This is a genomic window from Prevotella sp. HMSC077E09 (genome assembly GCF_001814685.1).
GTDB classification, from domain to species: Bacteria; Bacteroidota; Bacteroidia; order Bacteroidales; family Bacteroidaceae; genus Prevotella; species Prevotella oris.
The window spans coordinates 1-15339 of the sequence record NZ_KV817553.1 but is presented as its reverse complement, the minus strand read 5'-3'; the positions used below and the strand labels follow the sequence as shown (position 1 = coordinate 15339).

Here is a 15339-nt window from a genome sequence, read left to right as displayed (position 1 = left end):
GACTGTCGCATTTACTAATTTAAACTGCACTTCAAAACCTCACCATCTACAAAATGAAAGACGAAAAAACAGACTTGATTTCGCTATTCTATTCTCCCCGGCAGACCATTTAAGCCATAAAGTCATGTAACTTGACGCAGATTACGCCGCTATTTGCATCAGATTGCAAGTCGAAATGAATGTAATTGCAGGGTAATTCAATACAAATTGCATCGTTTTTTCATGTGATTTTGCATCGTTTTCCGCAACAAATTATATAACATCCTGATTGTCAAAGTATTGTAAACTGTTGAAAAACGGCGCGTATTCTGACCAAAGAGAAAAGGTTTTTCAAATACGCAAGCTATGCAAGGGCAATTGTAAACATCCTTGAAAAGCATTAACATATTATTCTCTTACAGGCATTCCAGGGCAGGGGAAGTGATGAAAAGAGCATGAAAAAGGCTGCACCATGATGCTCATGATGCAGCCTTCGGTCAATATTCAAAAGCATTTAAGCCTCTGTTTCTTCTGCAGTAGTGTCGGCAACAAAGCTCTTTAGGTCGTCAATATTAAACGCCTTAATGTAAGCAGCCTTGCCGATGACATCCTCTTCTGCCATGCGAACATAGATGTTGGCACTCTTTTCGAAGAGTTCCGGAGCCTTGCTTGCATCGGCAATGATGAGCAGTGACATGATGATTTCTGCTGTCATGTCGTAGAGTCTGCGTGCAAGGAAGTCGTGTTCGTCTTGACTTTCATCGCCGTTTACCTTGTTGAGGGCCTCTTCATAGAGGGCTACAAGTTTGGCAATGCGTGCCTTGAGAGGCTGCATGCTGTCGCTGACAGGATTCTCAAGCATCTCTTTCATGATGTCAAGATAGGTGCCGTTGGTGATATAACGCACGGCTGCAACGACCTGAAGCTGGGTAGTTCCCTCATAGATAGAGAAGATACGGGCATCTCGGTAGAGGCGTTGACATTTGTATTCCATGATGAAACCCGAGCCGCCATGAATGGAAATGGCATCGTAGGCATTCTGGTTTGCATACTCAGAGTTCGTTCCTTTGGCAATCGGAGTGAACGCATCAGCCAATCGGTTGTATTGTTTCATCTCCTTACGCTCCTCTGGCGTGAGCTTGCGTTCACGCGAAATGTCTTCAAGAGCCTTGTAGATGTCGACGTAACGAGCCGTCATATAGAGCATTGAACGGCCTGCGTCAAGCTTTGCCTTCATGCGGGAAAGCATGTCGTAGACGGCTGGGAAGGTGATAATCTTCTTGCCGAACTGGGCGCGTTCCTTGGCATAAGCAAGCGCTTCATTGTAAGCTTCCTGCTCAACGCCTACACTCTGGGCTGCAATTCCCAATCGAGCGCCGTTCATCAATGACATGACATACTTAATCAAACCTAACTTGCGGTCGCCACAGAGTTCGCATTTCGCATTCTTATAGACAAGTTCACAGGTTGGACTTCCATGGATACCGAGTTTGTTTTCGATATGACGAACGGTCACTCCGCCGTCTCTTTTGTCGTAGATAAACATCGAGAGACCGCGTCCGTCGCGTGTACCTTCCTCTGAACGAGCCAGAACGAGGTGGATATCTGAGTCACCATTGGTGATGAAACGCTTCACTCCGTTGAGTCTCCAGGTGCCGTCTGCATCCTGAGTAGCCTTTAACATCACACGTTGCAGGTCGGAACCGGCATCTGGTTCGGTGAGATCCATTGACATAGTCTCGCCTGCAGAGATGCGCGGAATATATTTTTTACGCTGTTCTTCAGTACCGAATTCATACAAAGTGTCTATACATGACTGCAAAGACCATACGTTCTGGAAGCCTGCATCGGCTGCAGCGATGAGTTCGGAAGCCATGGAAAAGACTGTGTTTGGAATGTTCAGACCGTCGTAACGGCGTGGCATAGAGATGCCCCACAAGCCTGCTTGACGTGTAGCCTCAATGTTTTCAACCGTTTTACTGGCGTAAAGCATGCGGCCGTTTTCCAAGTGTGGGCCTTCAAGGTCTACGCTTTCAGAGTTTGGCTCAATGATGTTTGCAGCGACATCGCCCGTGATGTCGAGCATACGTTTGTAGTTTTCGATAGCGTCCTCGTAGTTAACGGGAGCGTCTTCAAAAGCATCTTTGTCTGCATAGTTGCGCTCTTTGAGGTCAACAATGCGTTTCATCAGAGGATGGTTCAAGTGGAACTCGATCTCTGGATGGTCGGTGTAATAGTTTGACATAAGCTAAGGCCCCACCCCCAACCCCTCCCCGAAGAGGGAGGGGAGTAGTGTGTTCTCTCCTCACAAAGCAGAAAGGGGCTGGCGATGGGCTGTTTTATTCATTATATAATATGTTTTTTATCTCTTTTATTACTTCTTGCAGATGTTCTGTTACTTGTTCATTGGTGAAGCGTATCACGGTAAACCCCATTCTGTTTAGGGACTCTGTGCGTAGTCTGTCATCATATTCTTGTTGCAGTTCTTGATGATAACCACCGTCTACTTCAATAACCAAATGAAAGTCCAAGCATACAAAATCAACAATAAAGTCACCGATAATATGCTGTCGTCTGAACTTAAAAGTTCTTGGAAGTGACCTCAATTCATCCCAAAGTATAGTTTCGGCAAATGTCATTTTCTGTCGGTTTTCTTTGGCATACACCTTTAGTAGTGCGTAGCGGTCAGGCGAAGAACTCATATAATCAAATGGAGTTATCTCTTTTCCTGTCATATAATGTCAGTTTATTCCAATTGAGTTTTTAGACAAAAAAGCATATTACTCCCCTCCCTCTTCGGGGAGGGGCTGGGGGAGAGGCTTCTTATTTACTGTTCTGCTTATAGTACTTAATCAGCTTCGGCACCACTTCTTCAACGGTTCCATTGATGACATAGTCGGCAATCTTATTGATTGGAGCATCTGGGTCGTTGTTAATGGAGATGATGATGCCGCTGTCTTGCATGCCGGCAATATGCTGAATCTGGCCTGAAATGCCGCAAGCGATGTAGACTTTCGGGTGGACTGTAACACCGGTTTGACCAATCTGACGGTCGTGGTCAACCCAACCTGCGTCTACGGCAGCGCGACTTGCACCCACTTCTCCATGGAGTTCCTTGGCCAACTGGAAGAGAAGATTGAACCCTTCCTTGCTTCCTACGCCGTAACCTCCGGCTACAACAATCGGAGAACCCTTCAAATTGTGCTTTGCAGCCTCTACATGTCGGTCGATAACTTTAACCACATAATCTTCTGCAGGCACATATTCTGTAACGTCAGGATAAACCACTTCGCCCTTGGCTTGACCTTCATAGACTGCTTTCTGCATTACACCCGAGCGCACAGTTGCCATTTGTGGGCGATGATCGGGATTGACAATGGTGGCTACAATGTTACCACCGAAAGCGGGACGGATTTGATAAAGCAGGTTCTCATAATGCTTCCCGGTCTTCTTTTCATCGTAATCTCCAATCTCAAGTTGGGTACAATCGGCGGTAAGTCCTGACGTCAGAGAGGAACTTACGCGTGGACCGAGGTCGCGACCGATAACAGTTGCACCGAGCAGACATATCTGCGGCTTCTCTTCTTTGAAGAGATTGACGAGGATATCTGTATGTGGTGCCGAGGTATAAGGAAAGAGGTTGTCTCCGTCAAAGACGTATAATTTGTCAACACCATAAGGTAAAATCTGTTCTTCTACCTTGCCTTTAATGCCGCTTCCGGCAACAATTGCATGCAGGTCTACACCAAGTTTATTGGCAAGTTTACGACCCTTTGTCAGCAATTCCTGTGAAACTTCCTGTACGGTTGTTTCTTCTATTTCGCAATATACAAATACGTTGTTCATAATATGAATGAGGAATGTGCAGTGAGGAATGTGGAGTTGATGCACAACATGAACCCAGAAGAATGACAGACGAACTTCTCTTTATCCTTCGAAAGCATCTGCATTGCAGTCAATTCCAAAGCTTTCATCCTGCTTCTTTCCTGTTTTTAGCCAATAATCTTTTCGTCTAACAATTCTTTTACCAAGCTTTCTACATCGTTATCGCTGCCGGTAAGCGTCTTGCTTTCCTTTGCTTGGAACACAATGTTCTGTACGGTTTTCACCTTTGTCGGCGAACCTGCCAAGCCACATTGCTCGTAGTCGGCACCACAATCGGCAATACTCCACTGACCAAGTGTCAGGTAAGGCCGTGTCTCATAAAGCGAACTCCAGGGCTCATCGCCTTTACGTTCCATCGGACATGTGGCATATTTATATTTCATCACGCGCTTTGCATGGCATGGACGAGCAGGAGCTGCACTTCCATTAACAGTAATCAGCACGGGAAGTGGAGCCTCGACAGTCTCTACACCACCGTCAATATGACGGCGAATAGTGGCCTTACCGTCCTCAATTTTCACTACTTCCTCTGCGTAGGTCACTTGGTTGAGGCCTAATTTCTGGGCAACCTGCGGGCCAACTTGGGCCGTATCACCGTCGATAGCCTGGCGACCTCCGATGACAATATCCACGTTGCCAATCTTCTCAATGCCTTTAGCGAGGAAATAAGATGTGGCCAATGTGTCGGCACCGGCACTCTTTCTGTCGGTCAAAAGCCAACCTTCGTCAGCGCCACGATAGAGTCCTTGGCGGATAATCTCGCCCGCACGCGGAGGGCCCATGGTAAGAATGCCGACGGTTGAACCTGGGTTTTGGTCTTTGATTCGTAAGGCCTGTTCGAGTGCATTCAGGTCTTCAGGATTGAAGATTGCAGGAAGAGCCGCACGGTTGACGGTTCCTTCAGCCGTCATAGCGTCTTTACCTACATTTCGTGTGTCAGGTACTTGCTTGGCAAGTACAACGATTTTCAATTTCATAGTTAATATGTAAAATATGTGTATAGTTCTATTTTAGCATACGCGCAAAGTTACATTTTTTTTGTTTATTGACCAAATTAAATGCACAAAAAGCGCAAAGTTGTGCACAAGACCCTTTTTTTGTGCAGTCAGGTCAAAGTGATAAGCAGGTAGACTTGTATGTTTTTTAGGGCTGATGAAAGGCTGATAGAAAAGGAGTATAGCAGGAAGAGGAAGATATGTTAATTCATTGTAAGGATGTTTACAATTGCTCTTACATAGCTCGCGAATTCAGAAACAGATTTATTGGCGCTCGAAATACGCGAGTTTTGAGCCGTTTAAGCAAAGCATTGACTGTCAGATGGTTATCTTGACAGCTGCATTTTGAAGCGCTTGGTAATGTTGAGAATACTTGCAATTTGCGTCATTTCAGCCTGTAATCTGCGTCAAGATGCATGATGATTTCAGTCACTTTGCAGGCTAAAGTGATAGAGATAGCGGGGCAAGAAGGCTGAAGTGGGGATGTAGAAGCCAAGAAATGGCTTCGCACTTATGCAGAAATGACGTTACTTTTATGTAGAAACAGCTTTGCGCTTGCCTTGAAACCAACATTTCATTTCTATTTGGTGAGGTTTTGAGATGTTAAAAACGAGGTGATAATCTTTACAAAAAGTTATGATGAATCAGATAGAAAGAATATGTCTTTGTAGCTGCCTTGGCTATGGTTCTTAAAGCAATAAAAAAGCCATGTGACGCAGATTGGTTTTCGGGATTAAGGAGAATGAAAATCCAACTGCGTCACATGACTTGGTGAAATCAGGCGGAAGAGGCGTTTATTCGGTCTGTTGTTCCTCTGTTTTTGTTTCATCCTGCACTTCAATAGCAGCCTGTTCAGCACGTTGTTTGGCCATCTGCTTCTGACAGGAATGTATCTTCAGCGAGTTCATACATTCCACAACACCATAGAGAAGCATGCACCAACCGATGACAAACAATGGCGCGGTGGCAATTACATCAGGGTAGATGATGGCGATAATTCCTGTGAGCAAGATGACCGAGGGCATCAACCAATAGAAAAATCCGATGTGGGCAAACTTGCGGGCTGCAGCCAGATTGATAAACTGGCTGATAGCTCCGATGATGAGCAGTGCGGCAATAATCAAAATCAGACTATTGATAAACGTGTCTGGAATGAGGGCAAGGATAGCACCGAGAATGACACTTCCCACGCCAACAATGGGCAATGCAGGGCGTGGGCCGCCCGAAATCAACTCGCCGTCGCTGTTGTAAACCTCAGGGCCTCCTGATGCTTTGCGCGCTGTGTAATAGGTGGCAAGCGAGACAATTCCCGAGAGAAAGAACATGATGCCAATGGCAATGGTTATCCATTGTACGGTTTGTTCGCGGTATTTAATCAGCAGCGTGCCGACTATCATGGCACAGATGGCGCGGAAAAGTGAACTTCTTAATACTTTCATGATTTATGTTTTATGTCTTGACAAAGGTAACAAAAAACTGTGAACTCATTGTGATGTCTCTCTTGTTTTTTGTAATTTTGCAGCAAAAAGACGGCAAATATGACAACATTATATTTAGTGCGCCACGGCGAAACCATTGATAATGCAGCCCAGATTCTGCAGGGACAGTTGCAGGGAGAACTCAATGAAAAGGGCATTCAGCAGGCTGAAGCCACGCGTGACAAGTTGAAGAATGAGCAGATAGATGTGTTTGTGTCGAGCGATTTGAAACGTTCTATCGACACTTGCAGGATTATTGCAGCGCCACATCACAAGGATGTGGAGACAACACCCTTGCTCCGAGAGCGCGACTGGGGTGATTTCACGGGCAAGTTCATACCCGATTTGAAGGATGTGGAATGGCCGGAGAATGTTGAAAGCCTTGAGAAACTGAAGAGTAGGGCGCAGAATTTCCTCACCTATCTTAAGACTTCTTTCCCCAACAAGACGGTACTTGCCGTCGGTCATGGCATCATCAACAAGGCCATTCAAAGCGTGTATTACAAGAAACCCATGAGTGAAATCCACAAAATGGATAATGGAGAGGTGAGGATTTACATGCTTTAAGCACAGAAAGCGATAGTGATTGACACTGAAAAGAGAAGGGATTATCATCGGGCGAAAGCCTTCTGATAATCCCTTTTGAGTGAATTGTATATATAGTATAAATAAAAGTGTTGGCCTGTTTGATAGTCCTTTTATCTTCTTCCGCCGAAAACGCCATGGCTTCCTTGGGTTGTTGAGCCTCCGCTGAATGAGCGGGTAGGTGCGTTTCCGCCGCCGAAAGATGGGCTTGGAGCACTGCCTCCGAACGAACGTGTAGGCGCATTGTCATTGAAAGAACGGCTTGGTGCGCTGCCGCCAAAGGTGTGTCCTGTGCTTGGACGGTCGAAAACGTGGGTTGGTTCCTGGATAGAACTACCGCGGTCAGCACCGAATGGGCGGGTAGGAATAGCGGGAAGAGTAGACCGGGTGCTGCTCTGTCGGTTGTTGAAAGCGCCATTACCACGGCTTTCGGATGCAGCACTGCCACCGAATATACGTGTACGTGTGTTGTTGTCAAACGAGCGGTTATTGCGTGAGTCGTAGTTGTCGTAGCCGCCGAATGAGCGGTTCCCACGCATGTCGTTACCGTAGATGCGGCTGTTTCTGTTGCCTCCGAACACTCGGTTCTCATTGCCGTAGTTGTCGAAATTGCGGCTGCTGAAACCACGTCCATAGTTGCCTTGGTTGAAATGATCACGCATACCTATGTATCGATGTGAGTCTCTACAACCGAAATCCCGACCGCGATACCAACTTTGTCCGCCATTGATTCGCCAGCTGTGTCCACCGCGATAGACGGCATAGAAACCTGGCCGACCGAAATAGAAGTAGTCTCTATGTGGGTAACGGGCATAGACTCTGAAGCGCCAGTAGCCGTCGTTATAATAGAGTGGGCGATAGAAATAGTTGGCTGCGCAATAGGTTCTGTATTGCCAATCGAGCAGAATATAGCTTAAATCAAGATTGCGTTGGCTCCAATAAACGCCGTAGAGGTCGCTGTAATCATTGACACTCATCAGATAGTCGAGGTTGATTTCGTAGGCAGCCTCATACTGTTCGTCTGTGAGGTTCAGTTCATACGCCATCTTGTCTGTAAGGAACAAAGCCTGCTGACGAGCCTGTTCATAGCTCATTGCGTTTGCCGAGACTGTCAAAGTGAACAGTGTTACGAGGGCTAATATAAACTTTTTCATACCTGTATGTTTTATTTGTTGCTATATAAATAATGATATCCGAGGCTCTCGTTGCCTCTTCTTCACATTGCAAAAATAGAACAAATAAAAGGGTAGGAGAAAGGAATTTCCCTAAAGGGGGAGGGGAAATTCCCTAATGTTGGCTATGGCTTGGTCGCGCATCATGGCTTTGTGGAGTGGCATGCCGGCAGGAGTTACGCCACATGCCGCCTTGAAACCTGCGGCCATGAGGTGTTCGTGGTCTTCAATCTGGCCTGAAATCAATAAGGTTGGAATGTGGTATCGGCAGGCATGCTGCATGATAATGGCCGGCAGTTTGCCCATGAGCGTCTGGTTGTCGCTCTTTCCTTCGCCTGTAATGATAAGGTCGGCATTGGCAATGATGTTATCGAAATCGAGCAGTTTTAACAGCAGTTCTGCACCCGACTGCATCCTTCCGTTGAGGAATTGCATAAAAGCATAGCCCAAACCTCCTGCTGCTCCCGCACCGGGTTGCATGCTTTTATCTATTCCCATGCTTTTGGCTGCATGCTCTGCAAACTGCTTTGCGCGGGCATCCAAAGCTTCAATCATAGTTGGTGTGGCTCCTTTTTGGGCAGCAAACACGTGGGCTGCACCATTTGGACCATAGAGAGGGTTCGTCACATCGCTTGCCAATATGATTTCACAACGGTCAAATCGGGATTGAATATCCTTGAAATTTCCTTCCGGAGCAAAGGTCTCAATCAGAGCACGAAGCATGCCTATGCCTGCATCGCTTGTGGCACTGCCACCCAATCCGATAATCATTTTGTGGCAGCCACGGCGCAGTGCATCGGCAACAAGAAGTCCTGTGCCATACGAGGTGGCACGCATCGGGTTGCGTTGTTCAGGCTCAATGCGTATAAGTCCGCTTGCCTGTGCAGTCTCTATGATTGCTGTTCCGTCGTTAGTGATGCCATATTGCGCCTCAATCCGCCGCATCAGGGCATCGCGGGTTGGCACAGAAAGGCGCTTGGCTCTCGTGGCTTTGCAGAAAGCTTCGAGCATACCGTCGCCACCATCTGACATGGAGAAAATCTGAATGTCGGCCTCATTGTCGCGCTTTCTGATATTCCCGGCAACGGCATTTCCTGCCTCTTCCGAGGAAAGGCTGCCCTTAAAAGAGTCCATGGCAACAATATATTTCATAGCACTACACTGATTTTGTCTTCTTTGAAAACTTCTTTTTTATGATACTTCTGTAGAGAAAAAGTCCTGTTGTTATTGCTTCACCTGGCCTTTTCGCCATAGATAAACGCCCAAGACCGCAAAAGCTGTCAGGATAATCAGCATGGGAAGCGCGTATTTTTCAGGCTCGACCCAGAATTCCTTGAAGAAGTTGATGCGGCCAAGTATCTCTACGGGCACCCAAAACACAATCACTGTGGCTACTGCCATACGGATATTGGCACCCCAGGAAGCAATATGCAGTTGCCTTTCTAACATGAACAGCGACCCCACAAGACAGCCTAAGCCAACCAAGAACGTAACAGGATGATGATCACCAAAGAAGTTTTTGTCGTAACAGAACATCAACAAGAGATAGGAAGCCCACAGCATCATGTTGATTTCCATGAAAGTTACGATTGAGGTGTGACGTGTCATGGGCTGCACGACAATTGCTTTTCGCTGGCTGCGGAAGCACACTTTCTGCACCCACGTGATGAAAAGACAGCCATTCTTTGTGCTGAACACATACATCACCATCGTCATCATCCACATGCCAAACGATGCAGGAAGGATGAGATATTCAGGTTGTGTGACCGTCTTCCCATATTCTATTTCAGGCTGAACTCCATAGCGGCGGGCATAATACATAAAGAGAAACTCTACCCATCCCGTCCAGAAGAGGAGCCCACCGAACAGGCCCCATAAAGTCTGTCGGGTGTCGCCTTTCACAAAGACGCCGATAATCACCATCACAAGTCCTGTCAATCCGATCATGAAACCGGCCACATGCAGGCTTCCCTCATTCATGAATCTTTCCATTAACTTCATGGCTCCGTGTCCCAAAGGCATGGCAAAGAGTACTACTAAGAATGAGATGAGGGTCTGTTTGATATACCATTTCTTGTTATTTCCCATTTTTTCTATTCGTTATCTACTGTTTATTTAACTCTGAAAAACTTATTTTATTTTAATTCATCACAGTAATAACTGATCTGACCTCCTGTATCTCCGACCTCAATGTCGCCTTTATACCAACTTATAATCTGCAGCTTGAAGTAGCGTTTACCATCGGCGGTGCGCACAACATAGGTGTGGAAAGAAGGCGAATATACCGGTGGTGGCCCGGTAAACGTCATGGCTCGTGCCAGTACTGGATTGGCATCAGTCTTTGTTGTGGCCGGTCCCCGGTTGGGATCAAACCATGGATTCTCATTAAAATCAAGGTGATTGGCAATGAGATACTTATTCCAGTCGTTGCGTGAATAGGTAATTGATACCGTGTGATCATCTACTGCCCATTGGATGGTGTTGGGAATTTGTGAAACGGTTTGCCATTTTTCATAATTCCCACTGCCTAAATCAGCAGCCCCACCTTGACCGTTTCCCGAAGTCCCACTATTCGTTCTGAGACGGTAGCCACAGAAAGCGAGATCCCAGTCCAAACGGTTTCTCTGTTCACCTTCTTTGATGTCACTGCCTGGCTGATAGCTGTTGAACACCTCACCTGTACGTAGATTGAAATAAATCCAATCATTGGTAACACCTGTAGAATAACCACTAACACGGGGAAGTGTCTTCCCCGTGAAAGGCTCGGCATCGTATTTTACACATGAGGTGAATGTAAAAAGCGCGCCTAAAAGTATATATAGTGTTGTTTTCATTATTTATGTTTCAGGGTTTTGATAATGTCATCGACTAAGAATTCCACTTGAATATAGCCTCTTGTGCCGCATGTCGCCGGTACATTGAACATCGTGATTCCCGATCCTAAGGTATGAGGAACGTAGTTGAATAGGTTGTCAACGCCCAAGGTTACTTTTACTTTATTGCAGAAAGTCTGCACGACGGCTAAATTACAAAGTACATACGTAGGCAATGTACAGCGGAAATAGGCATCGTAACTCTTGTGATGTTCGTCTACCCACACGCGGTCTTGCACATCAAACTGCTTCTGTCCCATGAGCGATGCACTGAGAATGCTCTTCAAACGATAGTTCTTTTGGTTGAGCATATAGTCTAAACTGCCAGTTGCCGCATGTGGAGATGTGGTGTTTACCTGTATGCCTTGCTGCTTACTTACATTCACATAGCTGTAGGTTCCATTAAGGGTAAAGCCTTTCGCGAAATGCCATTTGAGAATTGCTTCAATGCCCAACATGCGCTGATTTCTTAGATTTGTATATTCAAAGTTATATTGCATGTCGTAGATATGCCACACGCCTTCAATCTTCTTTCTGAAGAAGTTTCCATATGCATTCACGTTGATGAAGAAACGATCTGTGGTGTATTCTGTGCCGAATGAAATATAATGGTTCTTCTCCGGGCGTAATTCTTCGTTACCGCGGATTTGAAACATGCCTAAATGATCCCAGTTAAAGAACAGTTCCTTAATGCTCGGTGCACGGTAGCCCATGGAGTAATTGGCACGAAAAGCCCAGTGATTGTTGAGTGAATACTTGGCTGCAAGCTTCGGCATCCACATGAAACCAAAAGCTTTCGAGAAGTTTGTGCGCACACCAGTTGATAGTAACCAATGTGTATTGGGTAGCCATTCATCTTGTAAGAAGTATTCAGTTTCGTGCAAAGCACGTGTTGTCATCTTGCGATTCACAAAGCGATCGCTCGTCAACTCATCGCTGGTATGCTCTATTCCGAAGATAAGACTGTGGTGATTGAAGTAATTACTCGTGACAGTCAGGCGTGGTTCGAGGATACAGCTCTTGTAAACCTTCTTGCGTTCATCAAGTCTTTCATGCCTTTTGAAGCGATCATAAAAGTCTGCATGCATGCTTAAGTGGACAGAAAACCAGTCTTTTACATCGTATTTTGCTTTGAATCCCGTCATAAAGTCACGGCTCTGCGTGAATGTCATGTCTTGAATCAGGTCATAGGAATTCATGAAAAACAATGTACCATAAGTCTCAATAGACAGGTTCTTGATAGGGTCGATATAGAATTTCTGTGCCAACGACACATGCTCCGTACCCTCGATACCCATTGGAGAGCGCTCAGCTACGCTGTTTAAGATAATGTCATGCGGTAAAAAAGGATTGGCTTCTTTCGTGTATACCTTTTTATCATGTTTGGATTGATACATATAAAAGGCATCACTTTCACTGTACCAAACGTCTGTCTGCGAAGTAATTTTCTTGTATTTCATACCTGCAGACACCCATGCTTGTAGGTTGGGACGGTCGCTATTCTTCTCAAACATGTAAAGAAAGTCATGCTTTGAAGGATGTTTATAATTACGTTGGTTCATCTGTCCCCAGCGAAAACCCGCTTGAATGTCTATCGGCTTCGTGGCTTTCTTGGAGATAAGGTTGATCACTGCACCTGAAGCACGACTTCCATAGAGCGTACTGCTGGCACCTTTTACAATCTCTATGCGGTCTATAGCGTGCAGATTAAAACGCTCATAGTCAAGGTTTCCCGCCATTTCTCCCGTCATTCGTTCGCCATCTTGTAGGAAAAGCACGTGTCGGGCATCTAATCCTTGCATGGATATTTCATTGCCAAAGCCCACTTTCTGGATGTTCATACCTGGTGTTTCCTGTTGAAGTGCATGCTGAAGGTCGCTGTATCCGGCATCCACTAAGGCTTTTCCACCCAGCACTTGCGTAGTAACGGCCGACAGTTTTATAGGGCGTTCAGTGCGGGAACCTGTTACAACAACATCATTCAGGTGCATAACATCCTCCCGCATCACAATATTTATTGTGGTGTTCTGAGGCAGTTGTATATCTCCAGAGACTGAAATATAGCCTACAGCTGTAGTCTGATAGTGGTAAGTACCTCGCTTTTCAATGTTGAAAACGGCTTCTCCTGCGGCATCGGTCACAGCATTAAATTCTGCTTTAGTGCTGTTTTTGGGTGTAAGCGAGATGTAAACGCCTACCAAAGGTTGCTGTGTTCCTTGTTCCTCTACTTTGAATTTTACTTGCTGCTGAGCCCATAAAGTCATGAAGCTGAAGCAAAAAAGCAGTGTAAGGAATAGTTTTTTTCTTCTCATGTGCACTTTTTCTATACAAAAAGAAATGTGGATAATACATGCATTACCCACATTTCTTTCATGTCATTATGTAGAGATGTGGTCACTACAGACCATGTTCCTCCTTGTATTTCTTCAAATCTTCTTCATATTTCTTAAAGTCTTCATCGTATGTTTTGATGCGATTTTTATCAATGGTCTGCAGGAAACACTCCGAACGCACATTCATCATGTTGTAGTTAACGATGAAGTTTATTTGATGAGTCATTACATTATAATATCCTTTTACGGTACTTCCCATTGCTTTAGAGGGTACACCTTCATTGTCTGTTCCTGATACAGAGCCATTCTCGCCATAAAACTTAATCCATCCTTCTCCTTTGTATTCGTTCTTTTCCCAAGAATTAAGCTGCATCGTTTTTACCTCACAGTTGAAGTTTATAATCATTCCCATCTTACCAACAGTAAAGTTTAACAGCGAAATTGTAAAGCTTTGTGGGGCTGTTTTACTCCAGGTAAAGTTGAATTTTGTAGGGCATCCTGTTGGAAGTAAAGTCTTGTTAACACCACCCATAGTAGCATGTGTGTTAAGGACAATATCTCCTTGAAGAAAAGATTTAGCCTCGTTCACCAACTTAATGTCGGCATCGGCCCTTTTCAGTTCCTCATCTGAACTGCAAGAAACGGTGAGGAAAATGCATAAGAAAGATAGAATAAACAGCGGAGTCCTGCGAAAATATGAATATATCATGATTAAACCATTGAATAGAATACTACTAAATTCGAAATTTGCGACAATGCATCGTAGCATGCAATGCCGCAAACTATTATTTTATTGGTGTCCCTTGAAAGTAACAATTGCCTTGAAAGGAATTCCAAAATATTTTGCATTCACCGATGTAACGGTGAATGTCAACCGACCATCGGAGGTGATTGCCCCAGAAAGATCTGCGTTGAAAGAACTTTTAGTTGTAAAAAGAACAAATAATTTCAACACAATAATATTCTGCATTGACGGCATATTAAACGAACCATCTGCAGAAACACTGACATCTTTTGCCATTACCTGGATAGTTCCCGGCATTTTTCCGGCCTTGAATTCTTGAAGCTCTATGGTATAGGTATGCTCTGATGTCTTTGTTACAAATGCCTTTACAGCTTGCCCTGAGACCTTTTCGCCATTCATATAGACGCGAGTCAGTGTGCCGGAATAAGCCACCCGGTCTCCAACATGAGCCTCATTAGCAGCGTAAACGCTATTTAATGAAACGATGCACCATAATAGCATCAACAACGAAAATATTCTTTTTTGCATGATAAGTTAATCTAAAAATTAAAACTGTTTATTTCCAATTATAGGGATTGTATTCACTCCAAACATCATAACCATCCCCAAGGTATTTATTGTATTTTGTTATAAATGCCTTTGTTTCGTCTTTTTTGTAGACATCTTCTGATAGCGTTAAACTAATAGTATTCGTTTCAGACAGGTCTACCAACTCGTTAGCACCACCATCATAATAATACTTTAAGGTGGCAGGATAAGTTATTTTACAATTCGGTAGGCGGAGTAACATGAGGTCTTGGAGGCCTTTTACAAAGCTCAAATCAATCTGTTTCAACTTAGGCAAGTCAATAAATGCCAGATTATTTAATATTCCTTCACCAGATTTTCGAATGACCACTTCCTGTAAGTTCTTACAATCTCGCAAACCTAAAATGTTGGTGAAGAGCACATCAAAAGCCTCTGCCTTTTGGTTTCCGATTAATGTTTGTGAAAAATCTAAGCGTTGAACTGTATTGTTGTGCGTAAAGTCTAAAGCCACTAAACTTGTTGCTTTTGTGAAGTCTGACTCTGGGTTGGTATCAATGTTAGTGAGTGCTAACGCTTTTATGTTTGCTCTTGGGGCTATATACGCTATGGAACAATGGTTCGTACAATTCAAGGCAACTCCGAATGTTTTGTAGAAAGGATTGTTGATAAAGTATTCTATACCCTCAACAGATTTTACTTTATTAATATCTTCAAATGGAATCAAAACATTCAACCCTCAAATCCGCAACTAAGCCCTTGAAGGTTC

General features: G+C 44.7%; 14 protein-coding genes. 1 reads left to right on the top strand and 13 read right to left on the bottom strand.

Annotation, left to right across the window (positions count from 1 at the left end; translation table 11 throughout):
* Window positions 1–493 precede the first annotated feature (493 nt).
* From HMPREF2983_RS06295 to HMPREF2983_RS06275, 5 genes are all read right to left on the bottom strand, one after another.
* The gene (locus tag HMPREF2983_RS06295) at window positions 494–2224 is read right to left on the bottom strand and encodes an acyl-CoA dehydrogenase family protein (protein WP_070667413.1); all 1731 of its coding nucleotides are present in this window, start codon (window positions 2222–2224) and stop codon (window positions 494–496) included.
* A gap of 94 nt (window positions 2225–2318) precedes the next feature.
* Window positions 2319–2714 carry an endonuclease domain-containing protein gene (locus tag HMPREF2983_RS06290; protein WP_004377459.1) on the bottom strand — a complete coding sequence of 132 codons (396 nt, stop codon included), beginning with the start codon at window positions 2712–2714 and terminating at the stop codon, window positions 2319–2321.
* Window positions 2715–2802: 88 nt separating this feature from the next.
* Window positions 2803–3825 carry an electron transfer flavoprotein subunit alpha/FixB family protein gene (locus tag HMPREF2983_RS06285; protein WP_070667412.1) on the bottom strand — a complete coding sequence of 341 codons (1023 nt, stop codon included), beginning with the start codon at window positions 3823–3825 and terminating at the stop codon, window positions 2803–2805.
* A 146-nt stretch (window positions 3826–3971) separates the two neighbouring features.
* Window positions 3972–4841, bottom strand: a complete 870-nt coding sequence (locus HMPREF2983_RS06280; protein WP_004377462.1) for an electron transfer flavoprotein subunit beta/FixA family protein — start codon at window positions 4839–4841, stop codon at window positions 3972–3974.
* Between the two features lie 812 nt (window positions 4842–5653).
* Complete coding sequence (locus HMPREF2983_RS06275; protein ID WP_070667411.1) at window positions 5654–6298, bottom strand: DUF308 domain-containing protein; 645 nt, start codon at window positions 6296–6298, stop codon at window positions 5654–5656.
* A gap of 99 nt (window positions 6299–6397) precedes the next feature.
* Here HMPREF2983_RS06275 and HMPREF2983_RS06270 point away from each other — a divergent pair, with 99 nt between their 5' ends.
* On the top strand, window positions 6398–6904 hold the full coding sequence (locus tag HMPREF2983_RS06270; protein ID WP_018919396.1) for a histidine phosphatase family protein: 507 nt from the start codon (window positions 6398–6400) through the stop codon (window positions 6902–6904).
* 131 nt (window positions 6905–7035) lie between these two features.
* On the opposite strand, the gene HMPREF2983_RS06265 is transcribed toward HMPREF2983_RS06270, so the two are convergent.
* The 8 genes from HMPREF2983_RS06265 to HMPREF2983_RS06230 form a co-directional block, all read right to left on the bottom strand.
* Window positions 7036–8076, bottom strand: coding sequence for a hypothetical protein (locus HMPREF2983_RS06265; protein ID WP_070667410.1), 1041 nt, complete (start codon window positions 8074–8076; stop codon window positions 7036–7038).
* Window positions 8077–8187: 111 nt separating this feature from the next.
* Window positions 8188–9246, bottom strand: coding sequence for a glycerate kinase family protein (locus tag HMPREF2983_RS06260; RefSeq protein WP_070667409.1), 1059 nt, complete (start codon window positions 9244–9246; stop codon window positions 8188–8190).
* 72 nt (window positions 9247–9318) lie between these two features.
* On the bottom strand, window positions 9319–10182 hold the full coding sequence (locus HMPREF2983_RS06255) for a hypothetical protein (protein ID WP_070667408.1): 864 nt from the start codon (window positions 10180–10182) through the stop codon (window positions 9319–9321).
* A 47-nt stretch (window positions 10183–10229) separates the two neighbouring features.
* Window positions 10230–10928, bottom strand: coding sequence for an HmuY family protein (locus HMPREF2983_RS06250; RefSeq protein ID WP_070667407.1), 699 nt, complete (start codon window positions 10926–10928; stop codon window positions 10230–10232).
* Window positions 10928–13279, bottom strand: coding sequence for a TonB-dependent receptor (locus HMPREF2983_RS06245; protein ID WP_070667406.1), 2352 nt, complete (start codon window positions 13277–13279; stop codon window positions 10928–10930). The genes HMPREF2983_RS06250 and HMPREF2983_RS06245 overlap by 1 nt, the downstream gene beginning before the upstream one ends.
* Window positions 13280–13364: 85 nt before the next feature.
* A complete protein-coding gene (locus HMPREF2983_RS06240; protein ID WP_004377559.1) occupies window positions 13365–14009 on the bottom strand; it encodes a DUF4903 family protein in 645 nt (214 codons plus the stop codon).
* 81 nt (window positions 14010–14090) lie between these two features.
* Complete coding sequence (locus tag HMPREF2983_RS06235; RefSeq protein ID WP_139051426.1) at window positions 14091–14573, bottom strand: calycin-like domain-containing protein; 483 nt, start codon at window positions 14571–14573, stop codon at window positions 14091–14093.
* Window positions 14574–14601: 28 nt separating this feature from the next.
* Complete coding sequence (locus HMPREF2983_RS06230) at window positions 14602–15297, bottom strand: hypothetical protein (protein ID WP_246829366.1); 696 nt, start codon at window positions 15295–15297, stop codon at window positions 14602–14604.
* Window positions 15298–15339: the final 42 nt, after the last annotated feature.

What these genes read in the sequence shown, in the direction of transcription:
- HMPREF2983_RS06255 (WP_070667408.1), bottom strand. Translation starts at nt 10,182, where the DNA reads ATGGGAAATAACAAGAAATGGTATATCAAACAGACCCTCATCTCATTC.
- HMPREF2983_RS06235 (WP_139051426.1), bottom strand. Translation starts at nt 14,573, where the DNA reads ATGCAAAAAAGAATATTTTCGTTGTTGATGCTATTATGGTGCATCGTT.
- HMPREF2983_RS06240 (WP_004377559.1), bottom strand. Translation starts at nt 14,009, where the DNA reads ATGATATATTCATATTTTCGCAGGACTCCGCTGTTTATTCTATCTTTC.
- HMPREF2983_RS06260 (WP_070667409.1), bottom strand. Translation starts at nt 9,246, where the DNA reads ATGAAATATATTGTTGCCATGGACTCTTTTAAGGGCAGCCTTTCCTCG.
- HMPREF2983_RS06275 (WP_070667411.1), bottom strand. Translation starts at nt 6,298, where the DNA reads ATGAAAGTATTAAGAAGTTCACTTTTCCGCGCCATCTGTGCCATGATA.
- HMPREF2983_RS06250 (WP_070667407.1), bottom strand. Translation starts at nt 10,928, where the DNA reads ATGAAAACAACACTATATATACTTTTAGGCGCGCTTTTTACATTCACC.
- HMPREF2983_RS06265 (WP_070667410.1), bottom strand. Translation starts at nt 8,076, where the DNA reads ATGAAAAAGTTTATATTAGCCCTCGTAACACTGTTCACTTTGACAGTC.
- HMPREF2983_RS06290 (WP_004377459.1), bottom strand. Translation starts at nt 2,714, where the DNA reads ATGACAGGAAAAGAGATAACTCCATTTGATTATATGAGTTCTTCGCCT.
- HMPREF2983_RS06280 (WP_004377462.1), bottom strand. Translation starts at nt 4,841, where the DNA reads ATGAAATTGAAAATCGTTGTACTTGCCAAGCAAGTACCTGACACACGA.
- HMPREF2983_RS06285 (WP_070667412.1), bottom strand. Translation starts at nt 3,825, where the DNA reads ATGAACAACGTATTTGTATATTGCGAAATAGAAGAAACAACCGTACAG.
- HMPREF2983_RS06295 (WP_070667413.1), bottom strand. Translation starts at nt 2,224, where the DNA reads ATGTCAAACTATTACACCGACCATCCAGAGATCGAGTTCCACTTGAAC.
- HMPREF2983_RS06245 (WP_070667406.1), bottom strand. Translation starts at nt 13,279, where the DNA reads ATGAGAAGAAAAAAACTATTCCTTACACTGCTTTTTTGCTTCAGCTTC.
- HMPREF2983_RS06270 (WP_018919396.1), top strand. Translation starts at nt 6,398, where the DNA reads ATGACAACATTATATTTAGTGCGCCACGGCGAAACCATTGATAATGCA.